The sequence below is a fragment of the Caballeronia novacaledonica genome, assembly GCF_900258035.1.
In the GTDB taxonomy this organism is placed as follows: domain Bacteria; phylum Pseudomonadota; class Gammaproteobacteria; order Burkholderiales; family Burkholderiaceae; genus Caballeronia; species Caballeronia novacaledonica.
The window spans coordinates 26,305-51,699 of record NZ_OGTP01000035.1; the positions used below are offsets into that span (position 1 = coordinate 26,305).

A 25,395-nucleotide genomic window follows, 5' to 3' on the forward strand; every position below is an offset into this window, starting at 1 on the left:
TGCGCTTTTTCAGATCGGCAGATTCAGCGCGCGCAGCTTCGTTTCCGTATCGAGCGCGCCGGTGTAGTGAACGCCGTGCCAGCCGAGCGCGGTCGCGGCTTGCGCGTTCTTCAGATTGTCGTCGATGAACACGAGTTCGTCTGGCCGAACGCCCGGCAACTGCTTGTCGATTTCCGCGCGCATCAGATCGAAAATCTGCGGATCCGGTTTCACGAGTCCGACGCGCCCCGACACGACGATCTCGCGAAACTTCCGCAGCACGTCGAAGCGCTCCCACGCGTACGGAAAAGTCTCCGCCGACCAGTTCGTCAGGCCGAAGAGCGGCACGCCCGCGGCCTCCAGCCGGTCGACGAGCGCGACGCCCTCTTCCATCACGCCCGACACCATTTCCGGCCAGCGCGCATAGAACGCGCGGATCAACGCTTCGTGCTCCGGATAGAGCGCGATCAGCTCTGCCGTGCCTTCCTCGATCGTCTGCCCGCCGTCCTGCTGCACGACCCACTCCATCTTGCAGACGTTGTCGAGAAACCAGCGGCGCTCGGTTTCATCCGGAATCAGATGCTTGTAGAGATAATCGCGATTCCAGTCGATCAGCACGCCGCCGAAATCGAACACGACTGCCTTGATGGTCATCTCGCTCTGCTCCTGTGCCGTCCGTCAGATTGCCTTCGTGCGTGCTTCGAGCCACGCCAGCGCCTTGCCCGACACATGCGGCGACACGCGGGTCCGCACTGTCTCGTGATACGCGTTGAGCCACGCGCGTTCATCGTCGCGCAACAGTGTCAAGTCGATGCAGCGCGTATCGATCGGGCACAGCGTCAGCGTTTCGAATTCGAGGAAATCGCCGAACTCGGTCTTGCCCGCCGCCCGGTTCATCACGAGATTTTCGATGCGGATGCCCCACTTGCCCGGCCGATAGATGCCCGGCTCGATCGACGTGATCATGCCTTCTTCCATGGCCGTCCACGATTCGGCGGGCGCGTAGTGCGAAATCACCTGCGGGCCTTCGTGCACGTTCAGGAAGTAGCCGACGCCATGCCCCGTGCCGTGACCGTAGTCCGCGCCCGCTTCCCAGATCGGCGCGCGGGCGATCGAATCGAGCATCGGCGAACGGATGCCGCGCGGAAAGCGCGCGCGGGAAAGCGCCATCGTGCCTTTCAGCACGACGGTGAAATCGCGCTTGTGCTCCGCGCTGATTTCGCCGATCGGCACGACGCGCGTGATGTCGGTCGTTCCGCTCAGATACTGGCCGCCCGAATCGATCAGCAGCAGCCCGTTGCCTTCGATCACGGCATGCGAAGCCTCGGTCGCGCGGTAATGCGGCATCGCGCCGTTCGCGTTGAAGCCCGCGATGGTGCCGAAACTCAGCGTGACGAAGCCCGGACGGCGCGCGCGCGCGGCGGTCAGTTTCTCGTCGATCGTCAGTTCGGTGATGCGTTCGCGGCCAAGCGCGTCTTCGAACCACGCGAAGAATTCGGCGAGCGCGGCGCCGTCCTGCTCCATCGTCGCGCGGATATGCTCCGCTTCCGCCGCGGTCTTGCGCGACTTGGCGAACGTCGACGGATTCACCGCCTCGACGATCTTCACCGACGCGGGCACTTTCTCCAGCAGGCCGTGGGTGATGCGGCGCGGGTCGATCAGGAGCGTCGAGCCGGCCGGCAACGAAGCGAGCGATTCCAGCGCGGCGGGATACGGCGCGACGCGCACGTTGTCGCGCGCAAGCGATTCGACGAGCGCGGCCGGAACCTTGCCGTCGGCGACGAAAATGGTCGCGTCATCGAGACCGATCAGCGCATGCGCGACGAAGACCGGGTTGTAGCTGACATCGCCGCCGCGCAGGTTGAAGATCCACGCGAGGTCGTCGAGCGTGGAAACGAAGTGCCATTGCGCGCCTTTCGCTTGCATCGCGCCGCGCACTTGCGCGAGCTTGTCCGCGCGGGAGACGCTCGCATGCGGCGCGGCGTGCTCGTAGACGGTCGCATCCGGCAAGCCGGGACGCGCGGGCCACACGGAATCGAGCATGTCGAGATCGGTGCGCAGCACGATGCCGCGCGCGGTCAGCGCCTCGGACAATGCGCGCGCCGCCGCGACGCCGAGCACGGTGCCATCGACGGCGACGGTCGCGCCCGGCGGCACGTTGTCCGCCAGCCATTCGACGTGCGGCGCGGTCTGCTGGCCGCCCATCATCTTCACGAGCGCGATGCCGGTGCCCGCGAGTTGAGCTTCGGCCTGCATCCAGTAGCGGCTGTCGACCCAGACGCCCGCGAAATCCGCCGTCACGACGAGCGTGCCCACCGATCCGGTGAAGCCCGAGAGCCATTGGCGTCCTTGCCAGCGTTCCGGCAGATATTCGGAGAGATGCGGATCGGCGGAGGGAATGAGCACGGCGGCGAGCTTTTCGAGCGCCATCTGCCCGCGCAACGACGCGATGCGCCCCGCGAACATGGCGGGCTCGGGAATGGCTGAATCTGCAATGCGATCGTTCATGAAGTCACCTGCGTGAAAGCCCGCGTAGGGCGCGAAGAGCACGGCGCGGCGAGGATCACCCGTCGCGCGTCAGAAAAAGTGGATCAGCGGCGCGCCGCCAGCCCGACGGTCATCGTCACGACGAAGAGCGCGAAGACCGCGCACGCGAGCCATTCGAGCGTATCGCCGTCGTGATACACGTCGACGATATTGCCGAGCATGCGCGCAACAACCGTCGCCAGTATGCCAGCGGCGATGGCCGTCCAGATGCGTCCCGCCGGACCGTGCGCACCGCGTCCCGCACGCCGCAGCGGATGCAGCCACCAGCCGGCCGCGCCGATCACCGCGCCGAGAAAAATCAGTCCGATCCAGCCCATCAGCGGCGGTGCTCCGGTGGAATCGAATGCTCGGGAAAAGGCCGCGTGTTGCGTTCGGAAATCATGGCGAAAAGGTCGACGTCGTGCGTAGCGGCTGAGTTTAGGGGGCCGGGTTGTCGATGGCAAGGCGCTCAATTCCGCAGCCGGCGGCGGCGAAATGCCGCTCGCCCATATCGAGGGCCGTGCTGCCTTCAGGTGAAGGCACCGAAGCCATGCTCGCGCCCCAAATGCCGCCTATAAATGAAGAAATACGCAAAACGCTATAATATCGGGCTATCTGAAAGGCCACTGGCTTAGGCCCAAAGCATCAGTCCAAAACAATGCAGCTCCTCACGATCGGAATCAACCACCACACTGCGCCTGTCGCCCTGCGCGAACGCGTGGCGTTTCCGCTCGAACAGCTCAAGCCTGCGCTGGGCGCGCTGAAGGACATCTGGCTCGGTCCGCTCGCGAAGGTATCGCCGGAAGCGGCCATTCTCTCGACCTGCAACCGCACCGAACTCTACTGCGCCACCGACGACGCCGCCGCCCGCGAAGCCGCGATCCAGTGGCTCTCGAAGTACCACAATCTCCCGGTTCCCGAACTCGCGCCGCACGTCTACGCGCTGCCGCAGTCCGAAGCCGTGCGTCACGCGTTTCGCGTCGCGTCCGGGCTCGATTCGATGGTGCTCGGCGAAACGCAGATCGTCGGACAAATGAAAGACGCCGTGCGCACGGCGTCCGAAGCCGGCGCGCTCGGCACGTATCTCAATCAGTTGTTCCAGCGCACCTTCGCCGTCGCGAAGGAAGTGCGCACGACGACGGAAATCGGCGCGCAGTCGGTGTCGATGGCCGCCGCCGCCGTGCGTCTCGCGCAGCGCATCTTCGAGAATATTTCGAGCCAGCGCGTGCTGTTCATCGGCGCGGGCGAAATGATCGAGTTGTGCGCGACGCACTTCGCCGCGCAGAATCCGCGCGAGCTGGTCGTCGCGAACCGGACGGCGGAGCGCGGTGAAAAGCTCGCCGAGCGTTTCAACGGCCGCGCGATTCCGCTCTCCGAACTGCCCGCGCGCATGCACGAGTTCGACATCATCGTTTCCTGCACGGCTTCGACGCTGCCGATCATCGGTCTCGGCGCGGTCGAGCGTGCGGTGCGTGCGCGCCGCCATCGTCCGATTTTCATGGTCGATCTCGCCGTGCCGCGCGATATCGAGCCCGAAGTCGGCAATCTCCACGACGTGTTCCTCTATACCGTCGACGACCTGGGCGCGATCGTGCGCGAAGGGAACGCGTCGCGTCAGGCGGCGGTCGCGCAGGCCGAAGCGATCATCGAAACGCGGGTGGCGAATTTCATGCAGTGGCTCGATGCGCGCAGCATCGTGCCGGTCATCCGCCACATGCACACGCAGGCGGACACGCTGCGCCGCGCCGAAGTCGAGCGCGCGCGCAAGATGCTCGCGCGCGGCGACGATCCCGCCGCCGTGCTCGAAGCGTTGTCGCAGTCGCTCACGAACAAGCTCATTCACGGCCCGACTCATGCGCTCAATCGCGCAAGCCGCGAGGAGCGCAGCCAGCTCATCGACCTGATGAGCGGCTTCTACCGTCACGGCCCGTCGTCCGATTCATCGGAACGTTAGCGGCCTTCTCTTTGCTATTCTCGAATGTTCCGCGCAGCCAGCGCGGCGCTCCCTGATTGCTGTATTTCCTGGCGCTGAACGCGCCGATTCCGCCCGATGAAAACGAGCATGCAAAGCAAGCTCGACCAGCTTGCAAAACGGCAGGTCGATCTCAACGAACTGTTGAGCCGCGAAGACGTGACAGCCGATATGGATCAATATCGCAAGCTCACGCGCGAGCACGCGGAAATCAGCCCGATCGTCGATCAATACGCGCTCTGGCGTCAGGCGCTGACCGACGAATCCACCGCGCAGGAACTGCTCTCCGATCCGTCGATGCGCGATTTCGCCGAAGAGGAAATCGGCGAGGCGCGCGAGCGCATGTCGAAGATCGAAGGCGACTTGCAGATGATGCTCTTGCCGAAAGATCCGAACGACGATCGCAACATCTTCATCGAAATCCGCGCGGGCGCGGGCGGCGACGAATCCGCGCTGTTCGCGGGCGATTTGCTGCGCATGTATCTTCGCTACGCGGAACGTAGCCGCTGGACCGTCGAGACGATGTCGGAGAGCGTGTCGGATCTCGGCGGCTATAAGGAAGTGATCGTGCGCATCGCGGGACAAGGCGCGTACTCGCGGCTCAAGTTCGAGTCGGGCGGGCATCGCGTACAGCGCGTCCCGGCGACGGAAACGCAAGGGCGCATCCACACGTCCGCGTGCACGGTCGCGGTGATGCCGGAAGCCGACGAAATCAGCGAAGTCGTCATCAATCCGGCCGATTTGCGCATCGATACGTTCCGCGCGTCGGGCGCGGGCGGGCAGCACATCAACAAGACGGATTCGGCCGTGCGCGTCACGCACTTGCCGACGGGCATCGTCGTCGAATGTCAGGACGACCGCTCGCAGCACAAGAACAAGGATCGCGCGCTGAAAGTGCTCGCCGCGCGCATCAAGGACAAGCAGTATCACGAGCAGCACGCGAAGGAAGCGGCGACGCGCAAGAGCCTGATCGGCTCGGGCGACCGCTCGGAGCGCATCCGCACTTACAACTTTCCGCAAGGGCGCATGACGGATCACCGCATCAATCTGACGCTCTACAAGCTCGAATACATCATGGACGGCGATCTCGACGAAATGATCGCCTCGCTCGTTTCCGAGCATCAGGCCGAACAGCTTGCGGCGCTCGGAGAAGCCGATTGAGCACGGCAGCCGAGTTGCTGCGCGCGGCCGGACTGCCGCAGCTCGAAGCGCGCATTCTGCTGATGCACGTGCTCGGCTGGCGGCGCACCGAACTCATCACGCGTGATTGCGAATCGCTCGATCCGGACACGGTCGCGCGTTTCGAAGCGCTCGCGGCGCGACGTCTGAACGGCGAGCCCATCGCGCAATTGACCGGCACGCGCGAATTCTTCGGCCTCGAATTCGACGTGACGCCGGATGTCCTGATCCCGCGGCCGGAAACCGAATTGCTCGTGGAACTCGCGCTCGAAGCAATCGCCGGCACGCCGAATCCGCGCGTGCTCGATCTTGGCACCGGCACCGGCGCAATCGCGATTTCGATCGCTCATGCGCGTGACGATGCGCGCGTGTGGGCGGTGGATCGTTCCGTCGAAGCGCTCGCGGTCGCCCGAGGGAACGCCGCGCGCCTGCTCGACAGGAATGCCGTGACCTTCGTCGAAAGCGACTGGACCGCGAACATCGATCCATCGTTGCGCTTCGAGACGATCGTCAGCAATCCGCCGTATATCGCAAGCGACGATCCGCATCTCGCCCAAGGCGATTTGCGCTTCGAGCCGCGCGGCGCGCTCACCGACGACGCCGACGGCTTGTCCGCGATCCGCGCGATCATCGGGACGGCGCCGTTTCTGCTCACGGCGAACGGCGCGTTGTGGATCGAGCACGGCTACGATCAGGCGCAATCCGTGCGCGAACTGCTCGCGGCGCGCGGCTTCACCGATGTCCGCTCCGTGCGCGATCTCGCCGGCATCGAACGCTGCTCCGGCGGCGTTTTCACAGCCTGAGCGCTGGGGCGCCGTCAGCCCGGAAAACCGAAATCCGCTATCATTTCAACCATCATTCCACCGACTTCAAAGCGCAGGAACGCCATGGATACGCAAGAACGCATCAAGCAGATCGTCGATCAAAACCCGGTCGTCCTTTTCATGAAAGGCACGGCGCAATTCCCGATGTGCGGTTTCTCGGGCCGCGCGATCCAGGTGCTGAAGGCATGTGGCGCCGACCAGATCATGACCGTGAACGTCCTCGAAGACGACGCGATCCGCCAGGGCATCAAGGAATTCTCCAACTGGCCGACCATTCCGCAGCTCTACGTGAAGGGCGAGTTCATCGGCGGGTCGGACATCATGATGGAAATGTATCAATCGGGCGAACTGCAGCAGCTCTTCGCCGCAGCTTAAGCTTTCGCACGTGAGCGCGCCCGCTGCCGCAAAACGACGGCTTATCGTCGCGATTACCGGCGCAACGGGCGCCATCTACGGCGTACGTCTGCTAGAAACGTTGCGCCGGCTCGGCGGCGTCGAGACGCATTTGCTCGTTTCCAGCGCCGGCTGGCTCAATATCCTGCACGAACTCGAACTCGACAAAACCACGGTCCACGCGCTCGCCGACGTCGTCCATAGCGTGCGCGATGTCGGGGCGACCATCGCTTCGGGTTCCTTCGCGACCGACGGCATGGTCGTCGCGCCCTGTTCGATGCGCACGCTCGCGAGCGTCGCACACGGTCTCTCCGACAATCTCATCACCCGCGCCGCCGACGTCGTGCTGAAAGAGCGCCGCCGCCTCGTGCTGCTCGTGCGCGAAACGCCGTTCAATCTCGCGCATCTGCGCAACATGACGGCCGTCACCGAAATGGGCGGCGTGATCTTCCCGCCCTTGCCCGCCTTCTATCAGAAGCCCGCGACCATCGACGACATGGTCGATCACACGGTCGCGCGCGTCATCGACCTGTTCGGCTTCGGGCAGCCCGTGGCGCCTGCCTGGCAAGGCTTGCGCGGCGAAGCATTGGATTAACAACGCCGGCGACACAATTCGTTGCCGTGCGTGCGCTTTATCAACACGGCTCGCGGCCTTACATTCAATGGCAGATCCCAAAGGAATGTGCTGCCATGAGCCGACTGCCCACCGTTTTCATTTCCCACGGCGCGCCGACGTTGCCGATCGATCCGTCGATGCCGTCCGCCGAGTTCGCCTCGCTCGGACAAACGCTGCCGCGCCCGCGCGCGATTCTGATGTTGTCCGCGCATTGGGGCACGGCGCAGCCGGCGGCGAGCGTCGCCGAGCGCCCGGAGACGATCCACGATTTTTACGGCTTCCCGCGCGCGCTCTACGAGCTGCGCTATCCGGCGCCGGGCGCGCCCGAACTGGCGAAACACGCTGCCGCGCTGCTCGGCGAGCAAGGCATTCCCGCAACGACGGCCGATCGCGGCCTCGATCACGGCGCGTGGGTGCCGATGCTTTTGATGTTTCCAGACGCCGACGTTCCGGTTGCGCAGCTTTCGATTCAGCCGCATCGCGATGCCGCGCATCATTTCCACATCGGCCGGGCGCTGCGCGATCTGCGCGATGACGGAGTGATGATCGTCGGTTCGGGGCAGATCACGCACAATCTGCGCATGGCCGATTTCAGCGCGCGCCCGGAAGACGCCGATCCGCGCGTGGCCGAGTTCACCGACTGGTTCGAGCAGCGCATGGCCGAGCGCGATATCGACGCCCTGCTCGACTATCGCGCCCGCGCGCCGCACGCGGCGCTGATGCATCCGACCGACGAACATCTGCTGCCTGTGTTCAGCGCGCTCGGCGCGGCGGCGGATGATTATCGGCTCGGCACTCAATCGCTCGGCACGTTCCAGCGCGCGCTCGCGATGACCAACTACGTGTTCACCGACGATTAAGCGAAAAAAAGCCCGCCTGATCGCTCAGGCGGGCTTTCGTTTGTCGATCCGAAACCCTCAGGCGCCGACTTCGTGAAGAATGTCGTCGCGGCTTTCGCGTTCGTCGAGATACTTCGTGCGATATCCCGTGTGCACGCCCCAGTAGTAGAAAATCAGCGCGAGCACGGCGACCGCCGCCATGTCCCAGCCGTACGGCAGAATCCCGCTGCCGCCGAAATCCTTGCTGCCGATCAGCGACATCACCGCCATCGACGGCAAATAGGCCACGAGCCACCACGCCGCCTTCAGATCACTACCCCAACCCGCGAAGCCCGTCTTGCTCTGAAAGTAGAAATAGACGGGAAGCGCGACGACCATCAGCAGAATGATTTCGCCGGTAAGCGGCCACTTTGCCCAGAACAGCACGAGCGACGCGCACACGAACGCGAACGGCGCGATCAGGCCCATCATCGGCAGCTTGAGCGGGCGATCGAGATCGGTCGCCGAGCGGCGCAGCGCCATCAGGCTGACCGGGCCGGTGAGATACGAGATGACCGTCGCCACCGAAATCACCGCCGCGAGCGAACTCCAGCCGCGGAAGAAGAACAGGAAGATGAATGCGACGATCAGGTTGAACCACATCGCCGGGCGCGGCACGCCGTAGAACGGATGCACGATGCCGAACATCTTCGGCATCGTGTTATTGCGCTGCATCGCGTAGATCATGCGCGTGGTCGTCGCCATGTAGGTCGTGCCGGTGCCGCTCGGGCTGACGAATGCGTCGACGTAAAGCAGGAACGCGAGCCAGTTCAGATTCAGCGCGAGCGCCAGTTCCGCGAACGGCGACGCGAAGTTGAAGTGCGACCAGCCCTTCATCACATCGGCCGGATTCACCGCGCCGATATACGCGACCTGCAGCAGCACGTAGATCACGAGCGCGAGCAAGATCGAGCCGATCACGGCGAACGGCACGCTGCGCGCCGGATTGCGCGCCTCGCCCGCGAGATTCACCGGGCTCTGGAAGCCGTTGAAGCTGAAGACGATGCCGCTCGTCGCGACCGCCGTCAGCACGGCGGGCCAGCCATACGGCGCGAAGCTCGACGTGGTGCCGAAATTCTCCGCATGGAAGCCGGTGAACATGAGGCCCGCGATGGTGGCGCCGGGAATCAGGAACTTGAAGATCGTGATCGCGGTGTTCGCGCGGGCGAACACTTTCACACCCCAGTAGTTCAGCATGAAGTAGACGATCACGAGCAGCGCCGAGAGCGCGAGGCCCATCGGCGTGAGCGACTCGTTGACGAAGAGCGCGTGCGCCCAGTCGTACGGCCACGTGCTCATGTACTGAATCGACGCTTCCGCTTCGATCGGAATCACCGACACGATCGCGATCCAGTTCGCCCACGCGCTGATAAAGCCGACGAGCGCGCCGTGCGAGTAGCGCGCGTAGCGCACCATGCCGCCCGACTCGGGGAACATCGCGCCGAGTTCGGCGTAGGTCAGTGCGATCGCCAGAATCACGACCGCGCCGATCACCCATGCGGCGATCGCCGCCGGTCCCGCGATCTTCGCGGCTTTCCAGGCGCCGAACAGCCAGCCCGAACCGATGATGGAACCGAGGCCGGTCAGCAAAAGCGCCATCGGGCCGATATTTCTTTGTATCGAACTCTTCACGTTATCTCCAGTGTCTCGCGCTGCACGATCCTGCGATCACGGTGCAACCCTTGCGAAGGCGCGTAGTTTAACGGTTGCACCTTTCGTTTGCAGTGCCCACTGGAAAGAAATTGCCCGAACTGGCGTTTATGAAGGACGATCCGGCCCGAAATTACGCTTTCTGTAATTTTTTCTGACTTGTCTCAGAAAAGTCCCTTCAGCGTTGTCGGATATTAATTGACCGCGAAATCGTTTCGCCGTATAAACCTTCTTGCAGGATTTCAAGTGGCGAGTGAATTGGTTCTTTCGAGTTCGCCATCACGGTACTCCGGTTGGTCCCATTGCCCCTTCCTTGATTTTCCGCACCCTCGGGCTTCGGCCTTATTCATCAATTTTTTGGAATACGTAACATGGAAACCGGTACCGTCAAGTGGTTCAATGACGCAAAGGGCTTTGGCTTCATCACTCCGGATGGCGGCGGCGAAGATCTGTTCGCGCACTTCTCGGAAATCCGCATCGAAGGCTTCAAGACGCTTCAGGAAAACCAAAAGGTTTCCTACGAAGTGAAGACTGGCCCGAAGGGCAAGCAAGCAGCGAACATCAAGCCGGTCTAAGTACCGCTGGAATTCGTATGAAAAACCCCGCCTCGGCGGGGTTTTCTTTTTTGCGGCGCCGGTTCGCGCGTGATGTCAGGCGAAGATGCGCTGCGCATAGATGCCGAGCCCCTTCGCCACGCTGGCAAGGCGGTCGCCGAACACCGGCTGTGCGGCGGGAAACGCCGCCGACAGCGCTTCCGACAAAAATCGCAGCCCCGTCGTGCCGCCCGTGAAATAGACGGCGCCCACGTCGGCGGGCGCCACGCCGGCCCGTTTGAGCGTTTCGTGCGCTGCCTCGACGATGCGCCGCGTTTCGTCGGCGCCGGATGCGATCAGTTGCGATTCGTCGAACGCGACGCGCAGCGCTTCTTCCACCTCTTCCATATCGATTTCGGTCGTGCCGCCCGCCGCGACGTCGATCTTCGCTTCCTCGGCGTGCGCCGTCAGCGCGTGACCGAGCCGGCGATACACCACGCGCATCAAGCGGTCGTGATGGCGCACGTCGGTGAAGAGATGGCGCATCAACTGCAATTCGCTCACGCGTTTCGGCGTGTAGACCGTGTTGATCAGATGCCACGTCGCGAGGTCGAAGTACACGGGGCTCGGCAACTCGCGCCCCTTGGAATCGAGCGACTGGTAGCCGAGCTCGCGCAGCACGGTCGCGAGTTCCACGCGGCGATCGAAATCCGTTCCGGCGACGTGCACGCCATGATGCGCGAGCACGTCGTCCTTGCGCTCCAGACGGCGCGCGCGCTCCGGGCCGACGCGCACGAGTGAAAAGTCCGACGTGCCGCCGCCGATATCCGCGACCAGCACGAGCCCTTCTTTCGTCAGGCCCGCTTCGTAGTCGAACGCCGCGGCGATCGGTTCGTACTGGAAGTGGATTTCGCGCAGGCCGACCGAATGCGCGCAGGCTTCGAGCTGCTTTTGCGCGAGGTGGTCGGCGCGCGGATCGTCGTCGACGAAAAAGACCGGGCGGCCGAGCACCGCGCGCGTCAGCGGTTCGGCGGCGAGCACCTGCGCCTTCTGCTTCAGGTGCTGCAGAAAGAGCGTGATGACGTCGGTGTATTTGATCGCGGAGCCATCGCCGAGATCGGTGCTGTTGTCCGCGAGCGGCGAGCCGAGGATGCTCTTCATCGAGCGCATCAGGCGGCCGTCGAAGCCGTCGATATACGCTTCCAACGCCGCGCGGCCGTAGGACTGGCTATTCTCGTCGGTATTGAAGAAGACCGCGGTAGGGAGCGTGGTCGCGTCGCCTTCCACGGGCGCCAGCCGGATCGACAAACCGTTCGGCAAGGCGATGGCCGAATTCGACGTCCCGAAATCGATCGCGCAATAAGTCATGGGCATCGGCGGCGCCGGGTGAGGACGTCGCATTCAAACATGGACGGCGTTTTTAACACGTTCCGCCGGACGCATCAACCGCGTTTCGGGTATTTTTAAACCACTGAGTTTAGTCGATCAAAAGTGGAATGTAACTTGCGCACTTGGCGGCAATTTGTTTGCTTCTTGCGTGCGAACTCTCAAGGAACGCACGCCGCCACGCATGAACGAAACCGCCGCGCCGCAGGAGAACCGTTTGAGCGATAAAGCCAGCGATCGTCCGGAGATCATCGAAACCGATTTGCCTGCGCGCCTCGATCGTCTGCCGTGGGGCCGCTTTCACACGCTGATCGTGCTCGCGCTCGGCATCACCTGGCTGCTCGACGGACTCGAAGTGACGCTCGCCGGCGCGGTCGCGAGCGCGCTCAAGACGAGCCCGGCGCTACAGTTTTCGAATGCCGATGTGGGCATCGCGGGCAGCGCGTATATCGCGGGCGCGGTGCTCGGTGCGCTGGGATTCGGCTGGCTCACGGACCGGCTCGGCCGGCGCAAGCTGTTCTTCATCACGCTCTTTCTCTATGTGGCCGCCACCGCCGCAACCGCGTTTTCGTGGAATCTCGCGACCTTCGTGCTGTTCCGCTTCCTGACGGGCGCGGGAATCGGCGGCGAGTACACCGCCATCAATTCGACGATTCAGGAATTCACGCCCGCCCGTCTGCGCGGCTGGACCGATCTCGCGATCAACGGCACGTTCTGGGTCGGCGCGGGCATCGGCGCGGCGGGTTCGATCGTCCTGCTCGATCCCGGCCTGCTTCCGCCCGACTGGGGATGGCGCGCGTGCTTTCTGATCGGCGCGGCGCTCGGGCTCACGATCCTGTTCATGCGGATGTGGGTGCCGGAAAGCCCGCGCTGGCTCATCACGCACAATCGCGCGGACGAAGCGAAGGAGATCGTCGAGGAAATCGAGGCGCATTTCCGGCAGCACGGCGTCGCGATTCCCGATACACCCCTCAAGCCGCTGCGCCTGCATGCACGCGAAGAGACGCAGTTGCGCGAAGTCGTGCATACGCTTTTCAACGCGCATCGGAGCCGCTCGCTGGTCGGGCTCATGTTGATGACGGCGCAGGCGTTCTTCTACAACGCGATCTTCTTCACTTACGCGCTCGTGCTCACCGACTTCTATCACGTGCCGGGCGATCACATCGGCTGGTACGTATTGCCCTTCGCGGCGGGCAATTTCCTCGGTCCGCTTCTGCTCGGCAAGCTCTTCGACGTGCTCGGCCGGCGCAAGATGATCGCGTTCACATACGCGATTTCGGGCGTGCTGCTCACCGTGAGCGGCTGGATGTTCATGCACGGCATGCTGACCGTGACGACGCAGACCATCGCGTGGATGGTGATTTTCTTCTTCGCGTCGGCGGCGGCCAGCTCGGCGTATCTGACGGTGAGCGAGACGTTTCCGCTCGAGATTCGCGCGCTCGCCATCGCGGTGTTCTACGCATTCGGAACGGCGCTCGGCGGGATTATCGGGCCGACGCTTTTCGGCCAGTTGATCGATACCCGCGAGCGCGGCGCCGTGTTCGTCGGCTATCTGATCGGCTCGCTGCTGATGATCGCGGCGGCGGTCGTCGCGGGCATCTGGGGCGTCGCGGCGGAGCGGAAATCGCTCGAAGATGTCGCTCGTCCGCTGTCGGCGGCGGACGAGCATTGAGCGCGATTACTTGAACGCCTTGTCCCACGCGCCGTCGAAGGCCGTTTCCGCCAGCGTCTTGCGCGCGCGCGGCGCGGCTTCGCGTTCGCGCAGCGCTTCGTCGAGCTGGCTCGCGTCGCCATGATGGCCGATCGCGATCATCGCGACGATCTCGACATCCGCCGGAACCGAAAGCGCCTGACGGAACGCGTCACGATCGAAACCGCCCATCTGATGCGTCGCCAGCCCGAGCGCGTGCGCCTGGAGCACGAGCGCCATCGCGGCGGCGCCGGTGTCGTAGGTCGCGGTGCGGTTCGGGTCGCCCTTCGGCGTGAGCGTCGATGCCGTCACGCAGACGAGGACCGGCACGTTCACGTTCCACTTCTGATTGCCGGGCATGAGCGTGTCGAATGCGCGCTTGAACGCGGCTTCGTCGCGATGACGGTCGAACACGATAAAGCGCCACGGCTGCAGATTGTTCGACGACGGCGCCCAGCGCGCCGCTTCCAGCAGACGATGCAACTGCGCGCGCTCGATGGGCGCATCCGAAAACGCGCGCGGGCTCCAGCGGCCGGCGATCAGTTCGTGGATGTCGACATCGGTCGGAGCGGGCTTGACTGACATGGCGTGTTTCCTTGTCGATGGATAAACGAACGACAAGGATAAACAAGCTCGCGCCCGCGTGCAGATCGTCAGGTCGCGGCGACGCTCACCGACCGGCCCGCGCGATTGATGCGCAGCACCGTCACGGCCGCGACGAGGCACAGGCCGCCGGAGATCATCGTCGCGACGGTGTAGCTGCCGAGGCTCGAACGCAGCATGCCGCCGCCGAGCGCCGCGAACGCCGCGCCGAGCTGATGGCCCGCGACGACCCAGCCGAACACGATCGGCGCCGATTCCTTGCCGTAGACGTCGGTGGCGAGGCGGACGGTCGGCGGCACGGTGGCGATCCAGTCGAGACCGTAGAACACGGCGAAGAGCGGCAGGCCGAAGAAATCGATGCCGAACGCGTACGGCAAATAGATCAGCGACAGTCCGCGCAGACCGTAGTACCAGAACAGCAGCACGCGCGCGTTGAAGCGGTCGGAAAGCCAGCCGGAGAGCGTCGTGCCGAATAGATCGAAGATGCCCATTGCGGCGAGCAGCGTCGCGCCCTGCACTTGCGTCATGCCGTAGTCGGAACACATTGCGATCAGATGCGTGCCGACGTAACCGTTCGTGCTCGCGCCGCAGACGAAGAAGCTGAAGAAAAGCAGCCAGAAATCGCGCGTCTTGCTCGCCGATGCCAGCGTGCCGAACGCGACCTTGATCGGATTTCGCGGCGGCGGAATCGCGCCGGGCGGCAGATTCGCCGTTTCTCCGATGGGCCGCAGCGACAGATCCGCCGGACGCTCGGGCAGCAGCCACGCGACAAGCGGCAGCACGATCGCCGCCGCCGCCGCGACGACGAACACGACCGGCCGCCAGCCGAAGCGCTCGGAAATCGACGCGAGGAACGGCAGGAAAACGAGCTGGCCGGTCGCGGAGCTTGCGGTGAGAATGCCCATCGCGAGACCGCGATGCGTGGTGAACCAGCGATTCACGATCGTCGCCGACAGCGTGAGCGCCGCGACGCCCGTCGCGCTGCCGACCATCACGCCCCAGACGAGCACCATTTGCCACGGCTCGGTCATCATCGACGAAATGCCGACGCCCGCCGCCAGTGTCGCGACCGCGGCGAGCACCGTCGGGCGCACGCCGAAACGCTGCATCGCCGCCGCCGCGAACGGGCCGGCGAGGCCGTACAGCGCGAGGTTGATCGAAATCGCGAGCGAAATCGTGCCGCGCGACCAGCCGAACTGCTTTTCGAGCGGCAACATCATGACGCTCGGCGTCGCGCGCGTGCCGGCCGCCGCGAGCAGCACGAAGAACACGACGCCCACCGCGACCCAGCCGTAATGTATCCGGCCGTTCAGCCGTCTCGCTACCCAGTTCATCGCCACTCCGTTTCGTTGATTTTCGCGCTGCGAAGTTACCGCTCTGTCACATCAGAGTTGCGAGCTTAGTTACCGATCGGTAACATGTCAAGCATGCAGCAGAATTCTTCGAGGAAACGACTGTGACACGATCCACCGCCGGCCAGCCGAAAACCCATGCCCGCCGCAGTGTCCGCACCGACGGCGCGACCGCGCAGGAGCAATTGCTCGACGCGGCGCAGGAGTTGTTCTATCGCGACGGCATCCGCGCGATCGGGGTCGATGCAGTCGTCGAACGCGCGGGCGTCAACAAGATGAGCCTGTACCGGCGTTTCGCGTCGAAGGACGAGCTTGTCGTCGCGTATCTGGAACGCATGGACGAAGGCTTTCGGCGGCGTTTCGAGACGAGCGTCGCGAAACATCCGGACGAACCGGCCATGCAGATGATTCAGGCGCTGGAAGATCTGGTGAAACGCGCGTCCTCGCCGGATTATCGCGGCTGCCCGTTCCTGAACGTCGCGTGCGAATTCGGCGATCCGGCGCATTCCGCGCGACAATCGGTCGAGCGCAACAAAAATTACCTGATGACGCGTCTCGTCGAGATTGGCACGGCCGCCGGAGCGGATAATCCCGTCGAACTGGCGGAATCGCTCGCGTTGCTCGTCGATGGCATCTACGCGACGAGCCAGACCTACGGACCCGGCTCGGGCCCGATGCGCGCGGCGCCGCGCATCGCGCGCACGTTGATCGCCGCGGCGTGTCCCGCGCATCGCAAACAGGATTCTCATGACTGACGGCAGCACCCGCGACGACGTGATCGCGGCGACTCGACACTGGCTCACCCGCGCGGTGATCGGACTCAATCTGTGCCCGTTCGCGAAGAGCGTGCATGTCAAGAACCAGATTCGCTACGTGGTGAGCGAGGCGCGCGGCGTGGACGATCTCGTCGTAGAACTGACGGATGAACTTCGTCTCTTGCACGATACGGACGCCGAGGTCATCGACACGACGCTCTTCATCACGCCGCATGCGTTCGCGGATTTCGCCGATTACAACGACGCGCTCTATTTCGCCGAGAATCTGCTCGTCCAGTTGCGGCTTGCGGGCGAATTGCAGATCGCGAGTTTTCATCCGCAGTACCGGTTCGAAGGCACCGCGCCCGACGATATCGAGAACTACACGAATCGCGCGCCGTATCCGACGTTCCATCTGATTCGCGAAGCGAGCATCGACCGCGCCGTCGCCGCGTTTCCCGATGCATCGGACATTTACGAACGCAATATGGAAACGCTGCGCCGTCTCGGCCACGACGGCTTCGACGCGTGGATGAAAGACAAACTTTGATCAGTGCGCGGGCGTGAAGAATCGCTCGCGCAATTCGTCGAGTCCCAACGTTTCGAGCACGTCCGAGAGCCTTTGCGCAGGCCGGCCGCGCGGCAGGTCCTTGAATTGCGCCACGATGAGTTCGTTCTTCATCGAGTGTTCCCAGCCGACGAGTTCCGTCACGCTCACCTGATATCCGTGCGATTCGAGTTGCAGGCAACGCAGCACGTTAGTGATCTGGCTGCCGAATTCGCGCGTATGCAGAGGATGCCGCCACATTTCCGTCAGCACGTTCTTCGAAAGTGAATGCCCCTTGTTCTTTCGGAGCACTGAAGCCACCTCGGCCTGACAGCACGGCACGACGACGATGTACTTCGCATTCTTCTGCAGAGCGAACTGGATGGCGTCGTCGGTGGCGGTGTTGCACGCGTGCAGCGCGGTGACGATGTCGATGGAATCAGGCAGACGATCCGAATCAATTGATTCGGCCACCGACAGGTTCAGAAACGACATCCCTGTAAACCCGAGGCGCTGCGCCAAATCCTCGGATTTTTTTACCAGCTCTTCACGCGTCTCGATTCCAAAAATGTGTGACCGATCGCGCAGAGTCTTGAAGAAGAGATCGTAGAGAATGAACCCGAGATAGGATTTTCCGGCACCGTGGTCGACGAGTGATACGGCCCCCTGACGCGCATGCACGTCGGCGAGAAGCGGTTCGATGAACTGATAGAGGTGATAGACCTGCTTCAGTTTGCGGCGGCTGTCCTGGTTCATCTTGCCGTCGCGCGTGAGGATATGGAGTTCCTTCAGCAATTCGACCGACTGTCCGGGACGAATCTCGTGTTTGGTGGAGGGGTCGGGTGTGCCCGGAGCCGACGCGGAGGACTTCCTGGTCATCGTAAAGGTTCGATCAATAAAAAATGCGGAGATGTTCGCGCCGTATGTGCGCTAACCGCTGGTTCTGCCGTCTCAAAAGAGGAAGTTTACCCAAAAGCGCGAAGACGCTCGTGTTTCGGTCGCTGGCTGATGGGCCAAAGCGTGGCAGCAAGGCTGCATGGAACAGATTGTGCATCGTCCGACAAAGAGGCCATTGGAAGAGACGACACAGCGTGGCCTTCGGCCGCGTACCGATGCAGCAGCAGGAGCAACAAGCTGGTAACAAAGCCGCGTCTCGACACGCGAAGCGTCGTCACCCGCGCCCGGCCTTGTTACGTAACACCTAACGCACAGCGCGGCGAATGCGACTCGCCGACGCCATGAACATGAGAGGACGGCGATGGATGCGATCCCCGACAAAAAAGCAGAGAAACAGTTTCAGGAAATGCTCGCGGCACTGACCGCGATGCCCGCGTGGAGTGAAAAGCAGCAGCTCGAACTCGAGATGGCCCGAGAGATTTCCGTGGAGATGCTGCGCATCGCCGAGTCGATGCGCGACGGCTCCACCGACATCGAAACGTGCCTGACGATGCTCAAATACGCAAAGGTGATGGATTTCGTCCTGACGACGCTCGCCTCACGCCGGGAGATCGCGCCGCAAACGTTGCGCGTGATCTTCAAGCTAGCGGGTCTGAAGGTCGATGAAGCCTATCCGGGCTGACGCCGACACGTTTTCGCCACCGGTGCGCGCTGCGGGCGCGCGCCGGGTTCAGCTTTTGCGCTTCGTCATCAGACGCGCCGCGGAATGACGCATGTGCCGCTGCATCGCGGCCTGAGCCTGTATTGCGTCGTGCGACTCCAGCGCTTCCAGAATTTCGCGATGCTCGCCCAGCGCGGCCGCCCACGTTTCCTCCCCTTCGAAGTGCCCACGCAGCGTCGACGATAGCGGACTGTGCCGCTCGTCGTACAAACTTCCGACCGTCCGCACGAGCACGTCGTTGCCCGTCATCTGCGCGATGGCGATGTGAAACGCGCGATCGGCGGCCATCGGCACTTGCCCGTTTTCGACTTCGCGGGCCATCGTCTCGTACACCGCTCGCAACGCCTTTAGCTCCTTCGGCTTCGCGAACGGTGCGACGCTCGCCGCGATCGCGCCCTCGATCACGCTGCGCGCGGTCATGATCTCGATCGGGCTTTCGCCCAGTTCCGCTTCGGTCGTCGGCGGCTTGTTCGCGGGCGTCGCGACGATATACACGCCCGACCCCATGCGTATCTCGACGCGCCCTTCGAGTTCCAGCGCCACGAGCGCCTCGCGCACGGATGGCCGCGACACGCCGAGCGTCAGCGCCAGTTCGCGCTCCGACGGCAAGCGGCCGTTCGGAGCGAAATCCTGCTGCTCGATCAATCCGCGCAGCTTGTCGGCGATCTGTAGATACAGGCGTCGCGTCTCGGCTGGTTTCACGCTCACGTGCTGGCTCCTGCTTTCGTCTCGGGGAAAACGTGGATTGTAATCAGCGGAACGGTTGACGCACCGCGCGGTGAGCTTTCGCCCTTCACAGACCGCTTACAAGTGGCTTGACCAATTCCATTTCAAGACACTAGTATGCAATCCGGTAAGGCCAGGTGGCCAATTTTTTTACGGCAATCTGGAACCGTTCCCACTCGACACTTCCCAAGCTCCCGACGATGAGCAATCCGATTCTTCAATTCGGCACGAGCCGTTTCCTGCAAGCGCACGTCGATTTCTTCGTCGCCGAGGCGGCGGGCCGCGATCCGGCGAAAGCGCTCGGCAAGATCACCGTCGTTCAGACCACGTCCAGCGCCGACAGCCGCGCGCGCGTCGAGGCATTGCGAGCGGCCGGGCGCTATCCGGTTCGCATTCGCGGCCGTCGAGGCGACGAAACCGTCGATACGCTCGTCGAGTGCGATTCGATCACCGAGGCGCTGCATGCGAACGACGACTGGCCTTTGCTGATCGAGCGCGTGAAGCGCGACGTGAAAGTGATCGTCTCGAACACGGCGGACGCCGGTTACGCGCTTTTCGACGAAGACACCGCCGATCTGCTCGACGGTCGGCGCACGCCGCGCGGCTTCGCCGCGAAGCTCGCCGTGCTGCTGCATGCGCGATTTCGAGCGGGCGCGGCGGCGATGACGCTTCTGCCCTGCGAACTGGTTTCGCGCAACGGCGACACGCTGCGCGATCTGGTCATCGACGTCGCGCGCGGCTGGAACGTCGGCGAGTCGTTCGTCGGCTATCTCGCGAAAGATTGCGTGTGGGTGAATTCGCTCGTGGACCGGATCGTGTCGGAGCCGATCCAGCCGGTCGGCGCGATCGCGGAGCCGTACGCGCTGTGGGCGATCGAGCGACAGGCGGGCATGGTGCTGCCGTGCGAGCACGAGGACATCGTCGTGACCGACGATCTCGCGCACTACGAACGTCTCAAGCTCCTGCTGCTGAATCTCGGCCACACGATGCTCGCGGATATCTGGCGCACGCGCGACGGCTCGCCCGACATGACCGTGCTCGATGCGATGCGCGATTCCGCGTATCGCGAGCCGCTCGAAGCGACGTGGCGCGACGAAGTGCTGCCCGTGTTCGCGGCGCTCGGCCAGCGCGATGTCGCGACGGATTATCTCGCGAGCGTCCGTGAGCGCTTCGAGAACCCGTTTCTCGTGCATCGGCTCGCGGACATCGCGCGCAATCACGGCGAAAAGAAAGTCCGACGCTTTCGGCCCGTCATCGATCTCGCGCGCGAACTGAATCTCGACATCGAACAGAAGCGCCTGCGCGGCGCGCTCGAAACCGCCTGAAGAGCGGTACCCAGCTTTCGAATCACGGCTCACCGCGCCGGCATCGCGGGCCGGGCCGGAACACATGAAGTGCCGCCCATTGAGGAGACAAACGATGCGCAAAATGCGTTGGGTAGTGATATTTCTGGCGTTTCTGGCAATCGCGATCAATTACATCGATCGCGCGAACCTCGCGGTCGCCGCGCCGCAGATCGAAAAGGCGCTCGGCATCGGCCCGGCGGAAATGGGCTTCATCCTGAGCGGCTTCTTCTGGAGCTACGCGCTCATGCAGATGCCGTTCGGCTGGTTCGTGGATCGCGTCGGCGCGCGCATCGCGTTGCCGCTCGCGGTGGGCTGGTGGTCGGTGTTCACGGCGCTCACCGCCGTCGCGACGAGCGTCGTGGGCATGTTCGGCTGCCGGTTGATGCTGGGCATCGGCGAGGCGGGCGCGTATCCGTCGTGCGCGAAGCTCGTGTCGCAATGGTTCAAAAAGGAGCAGCGCGCGTTCGCGACCAGCATTTTCGATAGCGGCTCGCGCGTGGGCTCGGCGCTGTCGATTCCGGTTGTCGCGCTCATCATCAGCTCGTTCGGCTGGGAAGCGTCGTTCGTCATCACCGGCGTGATCGGCTTCGTGTGGATTCTCGGCTGGTTCCTGATCTACCGTAACAAGTCGAAGGGCGATCTCACGGGCGAAACCAACGCCGCGCCGGTGCAGCCGGTCGCGCCGCGAACCAAGGTGTCGTGGGCGTCGCTGTTCAAGTACCGCACGCTGTGGGGCATGATGCTCGGCTTCTTCTGCCTGAACTTCGTCATCTACTTCTTCATCACCTGGTTCCCGAGCTATCTCGTGCAGGCGCACGGCTTCTCGCTGAAGTCGCTCGGCACGCTCGGCACGATTCCCGCGCTGATGTCGATCCCGGGCGGCTGGCTCGGCGGCGTCGTGTCGGACTCGCTCTTCAAGCGCGGCTGGAGCCTCACCGCCGCGCGCAAGACCTGCATGGTCGGCGGCATGCTGCTTTCGTCGGTCATCACGCTGTGCGCGTTCGTTTCCAACATTTATCTGATGCTCGCGTTTTTCGGCATCGCTTACGCCAGCCTCGCGTTCGCGGCCGCGAGCATCTGGTCGCTGCCGAGCGACGTCGCGCCGACGCCGGATCACGTCGCGTCGATCGGCGGCATTCAGAACTTCGCGTCGAACCTGGCGGGCATCGTCATCACGACCTTCACCGGCGTGATGCTCGCAATCACCAAAGGCTCGTTCGTGATTCCGCTGTGTGTCGCGGGCGGCTTCTGCTTCCTCGGCGCGTTCAGCTATCTTGTAATCGTCGGCAAGATCGAGCCGCTCAATCGCGCCGAAGAAGAGCAGGCCCGGCTCGACGGCCCCGCACCTTCCACGGTCTGAGAACAACATCATGTCCACCACATCCACCGACCATGCGGTCATCCGGCTGCATCCGAACGACGACGTCGTGATCGCGACGCGCCAGTTGCTCTCCGGCGCGCGCATCGCGTCGGAGGATCTCGTCGTCGCGGGGCTGATTCCGCCGGGACACAAGATCGCGACCCGCGACATCGCCGCGGGCGCGCCGGTCAAGCGCTACAACCAGATCATCGGCGTGGCGCGCGAGGCGATTTCGCGCGGACAGCACGTGCACACGCACAATCTGTCGATGGCCGATTTCGCGCGCGAGCACGAGTTCGGCGTCGATTCGCACGCTACGCCGTTCGTCGACAAGCCCGCGACGTTCATGGGCATCCGCCGCGAGGATGGCCGCGTGGCGACGCGCAATTTCGTCGGCGTGCTGACGAGCGTGAACTGCTCGGCGACGGTCGCGCGCGCCATCGCCGATCACTTCCGGCGCGACGTGCATCCGCAAGCGCTCGCGGCTTACCCGAACGTGGATGGCGTGATCGCGCTCACGCATGGACTCGGCTGCGGCATCGACATGCAGGGCGAAGGCCTCGGCATTCTGCGCCGCACACTGTCCGGCTACGCGGTGCATCCGAACTTTCATTCCGTGCTGTTCGTCGGGCTCGGATGCGAGACGAACCAGATTTCGGGCGTGCTCGAATCGAGCGGTCTGAAAGACGGCGAAAAGCTGCGCAGCTTCACGATTCAGGACAGCGGCGGCACGCGAAAGACGATCGAGCGCGGCATCGCGATGATCGAGGAAATGCTCGCCGATGCGAATCGCGTGCGGCGTGAGCCGGTGCCGGCGTCGCATCTTGTCGTCGGATTGCAGTGCGGCGGATCGGATGGCTATTCGGGCATTTCGGCAAATCCGGCGCTGGGCGCGGCCGTCGACAAGCTCGTCGCGCACGGCGGCACCGCGATTCTTTCCGAGACGCCCGAAGTCTACGGCGCGGAACATCTGCTGACGCGCCGCGCGGTAAGCCGCGAAGTCGGCGAAAAGCTGCTCACGCGCATCAAGTGGTGGGAAGAATACTGCGCGCGCAACGGCGCGGCGATGGACAACAATCCGTCGGCCGGCAACAAGGTCGGCGGTCTCACGACGATCCTCGAAAAGTCGCTCGGCGCGGTTGCGAAAGGGGGGACGACGAACCTCGTCGAAGTGTACGAGTACGCCCAGCGGATCGATGCGAAGGGCTTCGTGTTCATGGATTCGCCCGGCTACGATCCGATGTCCGCGACGGGACAGGTTGCGTCGGGCGCGAATCTGATCTGCTTCACGACGGGCCGCGGTTCCGCTTATGGCTGCGCGCCCTCGCCTTCGCTCAAGCTCGCGACGAACACCGCCTTGTGGGAGCGGCAGGAAGAGGACATGGATATCAACTGTGGCGGCGTGATCGACGGATCGGCGACGATCGAACAGCTCGGCGAGCAGATCTTTCAGATGATGCTCGACTGCGCGTCAGGCGTGGCCTCGAAGAGCGAGCTGCATGGATACGGGCAGAGCGAGTTTGTGCCCTGGCAGGTCGGTGTGGTGACCTGACCTGAGCTTTGCGAAGGGCGCAGCGGACCGGCCGATGCGCCCTTTTTGCTTCAGACCGTTGCCGCGTGCTCGGCCATCATCTTCAGCGCGACGGCTTCCGCGACTTCGATGCCATCGATCGCCGCCGAGTAAATGCCGCCGGCGTAGCCCGCACCTTCACCGGCCGGATACAGGCCCTCGGTATTGACGCTCTGATAGTCGTCCCCGCGACGCACGCGGATCGGCGAAGACGTCCGCGTCTCGACGCCGGTCAATACGGCGTCGTGCATCGCGAATCCTTTGATCTTCTTGTCGAGTTCGGGCAAGGCTTCGCGGATCGCTTCGATCACGTAATCAGGCAGCACGGTGCTCAAGTCGGTCGGCTTGACGCCCGGTTTGTACGATGGCGCCACAGAACCAAGCGAAGTCGACGCGCGCCCCGCGATGAAATCGCCGACGAGCTGTCCTGGTGCTGAGTAATCCCCGCCGCCCAACTCGAACGCGCGCTCTTCCCATTTGCGTTGAAACGCGATGCCAGCGAGCGGGCCGCCCGGAAAGTCGTCCGGCGTGATGCCCACGACGATGCCCGCGTTCGCATTGCGCTCGGCGCGCGAATACTGGCTCATGCCGTTCGTCACGACGCGCCCCGGCTCCGATGTTGCCGCGACAACCGTGCCGCCCGGGCACATGCAGAAGCTATACACCGCGCGACCGTTGCTGCAATGGTGGACCACTTTGTAATCGGCCGCGCCGAGCTTTTCGTGACCGGCAAAATTGCCGAAGCGGCTTCGATCGATCACGCCTTGCGGATGTTCGATGCGAAAGCCCAGCGAGAACGGCTTGGCTTCCATGTACACGCCGCGTTCGTGCAGCATCTCGAAGGTGTCGCGCGCGCTGTGGCCAACGGCCAGCACAACGTGATCGCAGCGCAGCGTTTCGCCGGTCGATAGTTTGAGCGCGCGCACCTTGCCGTTATCGATGTCGATATCCTCGACCCGTTGCTGGAATCGCACTTCACCGCCGAGCTGATGGATTTGCGCGCGCATCTTCTCGACCATGCTCACGAGCCGGAACGTGCCGATGTGCGGGCGGCTCAGGAACAGAATGTCCTCCGGCGCGCCGGCTTTGACGAATTCGTCGAGCACTTTGCGGCCGTAGTGCTTCGGATCCTTGATCTGACTGTAGAGCTTGCCGTCTGAGAACGTGCCGGCGCCGCCTTCTCCGAATTGCACATTCGACTCCGGATTGAGCTCGTTGCGTCGCCAGAGACCCCACGTGTCTTTCGTTCGCTCACGGACGGCCTTACCGCGCTCGAGGATGATCGGGCGGAAGCCCATCTGCGCGAGGATCAAGCCTGCAAAAAGCCCGCAAGGCCCCATGCCGATGACGACGGGGCGCAGTAACGTCGAGCGCGCAGGCGCCTTCGCCACGAAACGGTACGCCATATCGGGCGTCACGCTGCATTGCGGGTGCGGACGTGCGTCGAGGCGCGTCAATACCGATGCTTCATCTTGCAGTTCGACATCGATGATGTAGGTGAGCTTGATATCGCTCCGCTTGCGGGCATCGTGCGCACGGCGAAATACGTGGAAGCTGACGAGTTCGTTTGCCGCTACGCCAATCTCCGCGAGACGTGCGAGGACAGCGGATTCAATAGCCGATTCGGGATGATCGAGCGGAAGCTTGATTTCGCTTAGACGTAGCATGGGGACATCGACGGCGCTGGCCGTGCTTTTCGAGGAAACGTAGAGGGCATTCTAGCGCTTGGGAGACGCGACTTTAGTCGCTTCGTTATCGCGCGTTTCCAACGCAAAAACCCCACCTTTATGGGGTGGGGTTTTTGTTTGCAGCATAAGGAGCCTGACGATTACCTACTTTCACACGGGAATCCGCACTATCATCGGCGTGGAGTCGTTTCACGGTCCTGTTCG

General features: G+C 63.5%; 24 protein-coding genes. 14 read left to right on the forward strand and 10 right to left on the reverse strand.

The features are described from left to right. Positions 1 to 9: 9 nt before the first annotated feature. From NOV72_RS29815 to NOV72_RS29825, 3 genes are all read right to left on the reverse strand, one after another. Entirely contained in the window at positions 10 to 633 is a 624-nt protein-coding gene (locus NOV72_RS29815) for an HAD family hydrolase (protein WP_106858115.1), read from the reverse strand. Positions 634 to 657: 24 nt separating this feature from the next. Then, positions 658 to 2,487, reverse strand: coding sequence for an aminopeptidase P family protein (locus NOV72_RS29820; protein ID WP_106858116.1), 1,830 nt, complete (start codon positions 2,485 to 2,487; stop codon positions 658 to 660). Positions 2,488 to 2,570: 83 nt separating this feature from the next. Continuing rightward, positions 2,571 to 2,843, reverse strand: coding sequence for a hypothetical protein (locus NOV72_RS29825; protein WP_106858117.1), 273 nt, complete (start codon positions 2,841 to 2,843; stop codon positions 2,571 to 2,573). A 320-nt stretch (positions 2,844 to 3,163) separates the two neighbouring features. Here NOV72_RS29825 and hemA point away from each other — a divergent pair, with 320 nt between their 5' ends. From hemA to NOV72_RS29855, 6 genes are all read left to right on the forward strand, one after another. Continuing rightward, a complete protein-coding gene (gene hemA / locus NOV72_RS29830) occupies positions 3,164 to 4,459 on the forward strand; it encodes a glutamyl-tRNA reductase (protein WP_106858118.1) in 1,296 nt (431 codons plus the stop codon). A gap of 96 nt (positions 4,460 to 4,555) precedes the next feature. Beyond that, positions 4,556 to 5,638, forward strand: a complete 1,083-nt coding sequence (gene prfA, locus NOV72_RS29835) for a peptide chain release factor 1 (RefSeq protein ID WP_106858119.1) — start codon at positions 4,556 to 4,558, stop codon at positions 5,636 to 5,638. Further along, positions 5,635 to 6,459: a peptide chain release factor N(5)-glutamine methyltransferase gene (gene prmC / locus NOV72_RS29840; protein WP_106858120.1), complete on the forward strand. Its 825-nt coding sequence runs from the start codon at positions 5,635 to 5,637 to the stop codon at positions 6,457 to 6,459. Before prfA ends, prmC begins: the two co-directional genes overlap by 4 nt. Before the next feature lie 84 nt (positions 6,460 to 6,543). Next, positions 6,544 to 6,855: a Grx4 family monothiol glutaredoxin gene (grxD, locus tag NOV72_RS29845; protein ID WP_035509911.1), complete on the forward strand. Its 312-nt coding sequence runs from the start codon at positions 6,544 to 6,546 to the stop codon at positions 6,853 to 6,855. Positions 6,856 to 6,865: 10 nt separating this feature from the next. Further along, positions 6,866 to 7,468: a UbiX family flavin prenyltransferase gene (locus tag NOV72_RS29850; RefSeq protein ID WP_106858121.1), complete on the forward strand. Its 603-nt coding sequence runs from the start codon at positions 6,866 to 6,868 to the stop codon at positions 7,466 to 7,468. Between the two features lie 95 nt (positions 7,469 to 7,563). Continuing rightward, the gene (locus NOV72_RS29855; protein WP_106858122.1) at positions 7,564 to 8,349 is read left to right on the forward strand and encodes a DODA-type extradiol aromatic ring-opening family dioxygenase; all 786 of its coding nucleotides are present in this window, start codon (positions 7,564 to 7,566) and stop codon (positions 8,347 to 8,349) included. A gap of 57 nt (positions 8,350 to 8,406) precedes the next feature. On the opposite strand, the gene NOV72_RS29860 is transcribed toward NOV72_RS29855, so the two are convergent. Beyond that, positions 8,407 to 9,999 carry an APC family permease gene (locus NOV72_RS29860; protein ID WP_106858123.1) on the reverse strand — a complete coding sequence of 531 codons (1,593 nt, stop codon included), beginning with the start codon at positions 9,997 to 9,999 and terminating at the stop codon, positions 8,407 to 8,409. 389 nt (positions 10,000 to 10,388) lie between these two features. Here NOV72_RS29860 and NOV72_RS29865 point away from each other — a divergent pair, with 389 nt between their 5' ends. Beyond that, on the forward strand, positions 10,389 to 10,592 hold the full coding sequence (locus tag NOV72_RS29865; protein ID WP_007000074.1) for a cold-shock protein: 204 nt from the start codon (positions 10,389 to 10,391) through the stop codon (positions 10,590 to 10,592). Positions 10,593 to 10,667: 75 nt separating this feature from the next. Here NOV72_RS29865 and NOV72_RS29870 read toward each other — a convergent pair whose 3' ends face one another. Next, positions 10,668 to 11,918 carry an Hsp70 family protein gene (locus NOV72_RS29870; protein WP_106858124.1) on the reverse strand — a complete coding sequence of 417 codons (1,251 nt, stop codon included), beginning with the start codon at positions 11,916 to 11,918 and terminating at the stop codon, positions 10,668 to 10,670. A gap of 202 nt (positions 11,919 to 12,120) precedes the next feature. Between NOV72_RS29870 and NOV72_RS29875 the strand changes: the two genes are divergently transcribed. Then, positions 12,121 to 13,608 (forward strand): MFS transporter, encoded by a 1,488-nt coding sequence (locus NOV72_RS29875; protein WP_245933212.1) that lies wholly within the window; start codon positions 12,121 to 12,123, stop codon positions 13,606 to 13,608. 6 nt (positions 13,609 to 13,614) lie between these two features. Here NOV72_RS29875 and NOV72_RS29880 read toward each other — a convergent pair whose 3' ends face one another. After that, on the reverse strand, positions 13,615 to 14,211 hold the full coding sequence (locus NOV72_RS29880; protein ID WP_106858125.1) for a nitroreductase family protein: 597 nt from the start codon (positions 14,209 to 14,211) through the stop codon (positions 13,615 to 13,617). 68 nt (positions 14,212 to 14,279) lie between these two features. After that, the gene (locus tag NOV72_RS29885; protein WP_106858126.1) at positions 14,280 to 15,563 is read right to left on the reverse strand and encodes an MFS transporter; all 1,284 of its coding nucleotides are present in this window, start codon (positions 15,561 to 15,563) and stop codon (positions 14,280 to 14,282) included. A 122-nt stretch (positions 15,564 to 15,685) separates the two neighbouring features. On the opposite strand from NOV72_RS29885, the gene NOV72_RS29890 reads away from it, so the two are divergent. Both NOV72_RS29890 and NOV72_RS29895 read left to right on the forward strand, forming a co-directional pair. Next, a complete protein-coding gene (locus tag NOV72_RS29890) occupies positions 15,686 to 16,336 on the forward strand; it encodes a TetR/AcrR family transcriptional regulator (RefSeq protein WP_106858127.1) in 651 nt (216 codons plus the stop codon). Next, positions 16,329 to 16,886: a DUF1415 domain-containing protein gene (locus NOV72_RS29895; protein WP_106858128.1), complete on the forward strand. Its 558-nt coding sequence runs from the start codon at positions 16,329 to 16,331 to the stop codon at positions 16,884 to 16,886. Before NOV72_RS29890 ends, NOV72_RS29895 begins: the two co-directional genes overlap by 8 nt. Here NOV72_RS29895 and NOV72_RS29900 read toward each other — a convergent pair whose 3' ends face one another. Next, positions 16,887 to 17,762, reverse strand: a complete 876-nt coding sequence (locus NOV72_RS29900) for a class I SAM-dependent methyltransferase (protein ID WP_106858129.1) — start codon at positions 17,760 to 17,762, stop codon at positions 16,887 to 16,889. It abuts the gene before it with no gap. A gap of 379 nt (positions 17,763 to 18,141) precedes the next feature. Here NOV72_RS29900 and NOV72_RS29905 point away from each other — a divergent pair, with 379 nt between their 5' ends. Further along, positions 18,142 to 18,462 carry a DNA-binding protein gene (locus tag NOV72_RS29905; protein WP_106858130.1) on the forward strand — a complete coding sequence of 107 codons (321 nt, stop codon included), beginning with the start codon at positions 18,142 to 18,144 and terminating at the stop codon, positions 18,460 to 18,462. A 48-nt stretch (positions 18,463 to 18,510) separates the two neighbouring features. Here the strand turns inward: NOV72_RS29905 and NOV72_RS29910 are convergent, their stop codons facing one another. After that, complete coding sequence (locus tag NOV72_RS29910) at positions 18,511 to 19,209, reverse strand: FadR/GntR family transcriptional regulator (protein ID WP_106858131.1); 699 nt, start codon at positions 19,207 to 19,209, stop codon at positions 18,511 to 18,513. A gap of 218 nt (positions 19,210 to 19,427) precedes the next feature. Between NOV72_RS29910 and NOV72_RS29915 the strand changes: the two genes are divergently transcribed. From NOV72_RS29915 to NOV72_RS29925, 3 genes are all read left to right on the forward strand, one after another. Continuing rightward, the gene (locus NOV72_RS29915; protein ID WP_106858132.1) at positions 19,428 to 20,552 is read left to right on the forward strand and encodes a mannitol dehydrogenase family protein; all 1,125 of its coding nucleotides are present in this window, start codon (positions 19,428 to 19,430) and stop codon (positions 20,550 to 20,552) included. 94 nt (positions 20,553 to 20,646) lie between these two features. Next, positions 20,647 to 21,933 carry an MFS transporter gene (locus NOV72_RS29920; protein WP_106858133.1) on the forward strand — a complete coding sequence of 429 codons (1,287 nt, stop codon included), beginning with the start codon at positions 20,647 to 20,649 and terminating at the stop codon, positions 21,931 to 21,933. 10 nt (positions 21,934 to 21,943) lie between these two features. Continuing rightward, positions 21,944 to 23,485, forward strand: a complete 1,542-nt coding sequence (locus NOV72_RS29925) for a UxaA family hydrolase (RefSeq protein ID WP_106858134.1) — start codon at positions 21,944 to 21,946, stop codon at positions 23,483 to 23,485. A gap of 50 nt (positions 23,486 to 23,535) precedes the next feature. Here the strand turns inward: NOV72_RS29925 and NOV72_RS29930 are convergent, their stop codons facing one another. Continuing rightward, on the reverse strand, positions 23,536 to 25,170 hold the full coding sequence (locus NOV72_RS29930) for an NAD(P)/FAD-dependent oxidoreductase (RefSeq protein ID WP_106858135.1): 1,635 nt from the start codon (positions 25,168 to 25,170) through the stop codon (positions 23,536 to 23,538). Positions 25,171 to 25,395 lie beyond the last annotated feature (225 nt).

What these genes read in the sequence shown, in the direction of transcription:
- NOV72_RS29815 (WP_106858115.1), bottom strand. Translation starts at nt 633, where the DNA reads ATGACCATCAAGGCAGTCGTGTTCGATTTCGGCGGCGTGCTGATCGAC.
- NOV72_RS29820 (WP_106858116.1), bottom strand. Translation starts at nt 2,487, where the DNA reads ATGAACGATCGCATTGCAGATTCAGCCATTCCCGAGCCCGCCATGTTC.
- NOV72_RS29825 (WP_106858117.1), bottom strand. Translation starts at nt 2,843, where the DNA reads ATGGGCTGGATCGGACTGATTTTTCTCGGCGCGGTGATCGGCGCGGCC.
- hemA (WP_106858118.1), top strand. Translation starts at nt 3,164, where the DNA reads ATGCAGCTCCTCACGATCGGAATCAACCACCACACTGCGCCTGTCGCC.
- prfA (WP_106858119.1), top strand. Translation starts at nt 4,556, where the DNA reads ATGAAAACGAGCATGCAAAGCAAGCTCGACCAGCTTGCAAAACGGCAG.
- grxD (WP_035509911.1), top strand. Translation starts at nt 6,544, where the DNA reads ATGGATACGCAAGAACGCATCAAGCAGATCGTCGATCAAAACCCGGTC.
- NOV72_RS29855 (WP_106858122.1), top strand. Translation starts at nt 7,564, where the DNA reads ATGAGCCGACTGCCCACCGTTTTCATTTCCCACGGCGCGCCGACGTTG.
- NOV72_RS29865 (WP_007000074.1), top strand. Translation starts at nt 10,389, where the DNA reads ATGGAAACCGGTACCGTCAAGTGGTTCAATGACGCAAAGGGCTTTGGC.
- NOV72_RS29870 (WP_106858124.1), bottom strand. Translation starts at nt 11,918, where the DNA reads ATGACTTATTGCGCGATCGATTTCGGGACGTCGAATTCGGCCATCGCC.
- NOV72_RS29875 (WP_245933212.1), top strand. Translation starts at nt 12,121, where the DNA reads ATGAACGAAACCGCCGCGCCGCAGGAGAACCGTTTGAGCGATAAAGCC.
- NOV72_RS29880 (WP_106858125.1), bottom strand. Translation starts at nt 14,211, where the DNA reads ATGTCAGTCAAGCCCGCTCCGACCGATGTCGACATCCACGAACTGATC.
- NOV72_RS29885 (WP_106858126.1), bottom strand. Translation starts at nt 15,563, where the DNA reads ATGAACTGGGTAGCGAGACGGCTGAACGGCCGGATACATTACGGCTGG.
- NOV72_RS29895 (WP_106858128.1), top strand. Translation starts at nt 16,329, where the DNA reads ATGACTGACGGCAGCACCCGCGACGACGTGATCGCGGCGACTCGACAC.
- NOV72_RS29900 (WP_106858129.1), bottom strand. Translation starts at nt 17,762, where the DNA reads ATGACCAGGAAGTCCTCCGCGTCGGCTCCGGGCACACCCGACCCCTCC.
- NOV72_RS29905 (WP_106858130.1), top strand. Translation starts at nt 18,142, where the DNA reads ATGGATGCGATCCCCGACAAAAAAGCAGAGAAACAGTTTCAGGAAATG.
- NOV72_RS29915 (WP_106858132.1), top strand. Translation starts at nt 19,428, where the DNA reads ATGAGCAATCCGATTCTTCAATTCGGCACGAGCCGTTTCCTGCAAGCG.
- NOV72_RS29920 (WP_106858133.1), top strand. Translation starts at nt 20,647, where the DNA reads ATGCGCAAAATGCGTTGGGTAGTGATATTTCTGGCGTTTCTGGCAATC.
- NOV72_RS29925 (WP_106858134.1), top strand. Translation starts at nt 21,944, where the DNA reads ATGTCCACCACATCCACCGACCATGCGGTCATCCGGCTGCATCCGAAC.
- NOV72_RS29930 (WP_106858135.1), bottom strand. Translation starts at nt 25,170, where the DNA reads ATGCTACGTCTAAGCGAAATCAAGCTTCCGCTCGATCATCCCGAATCG.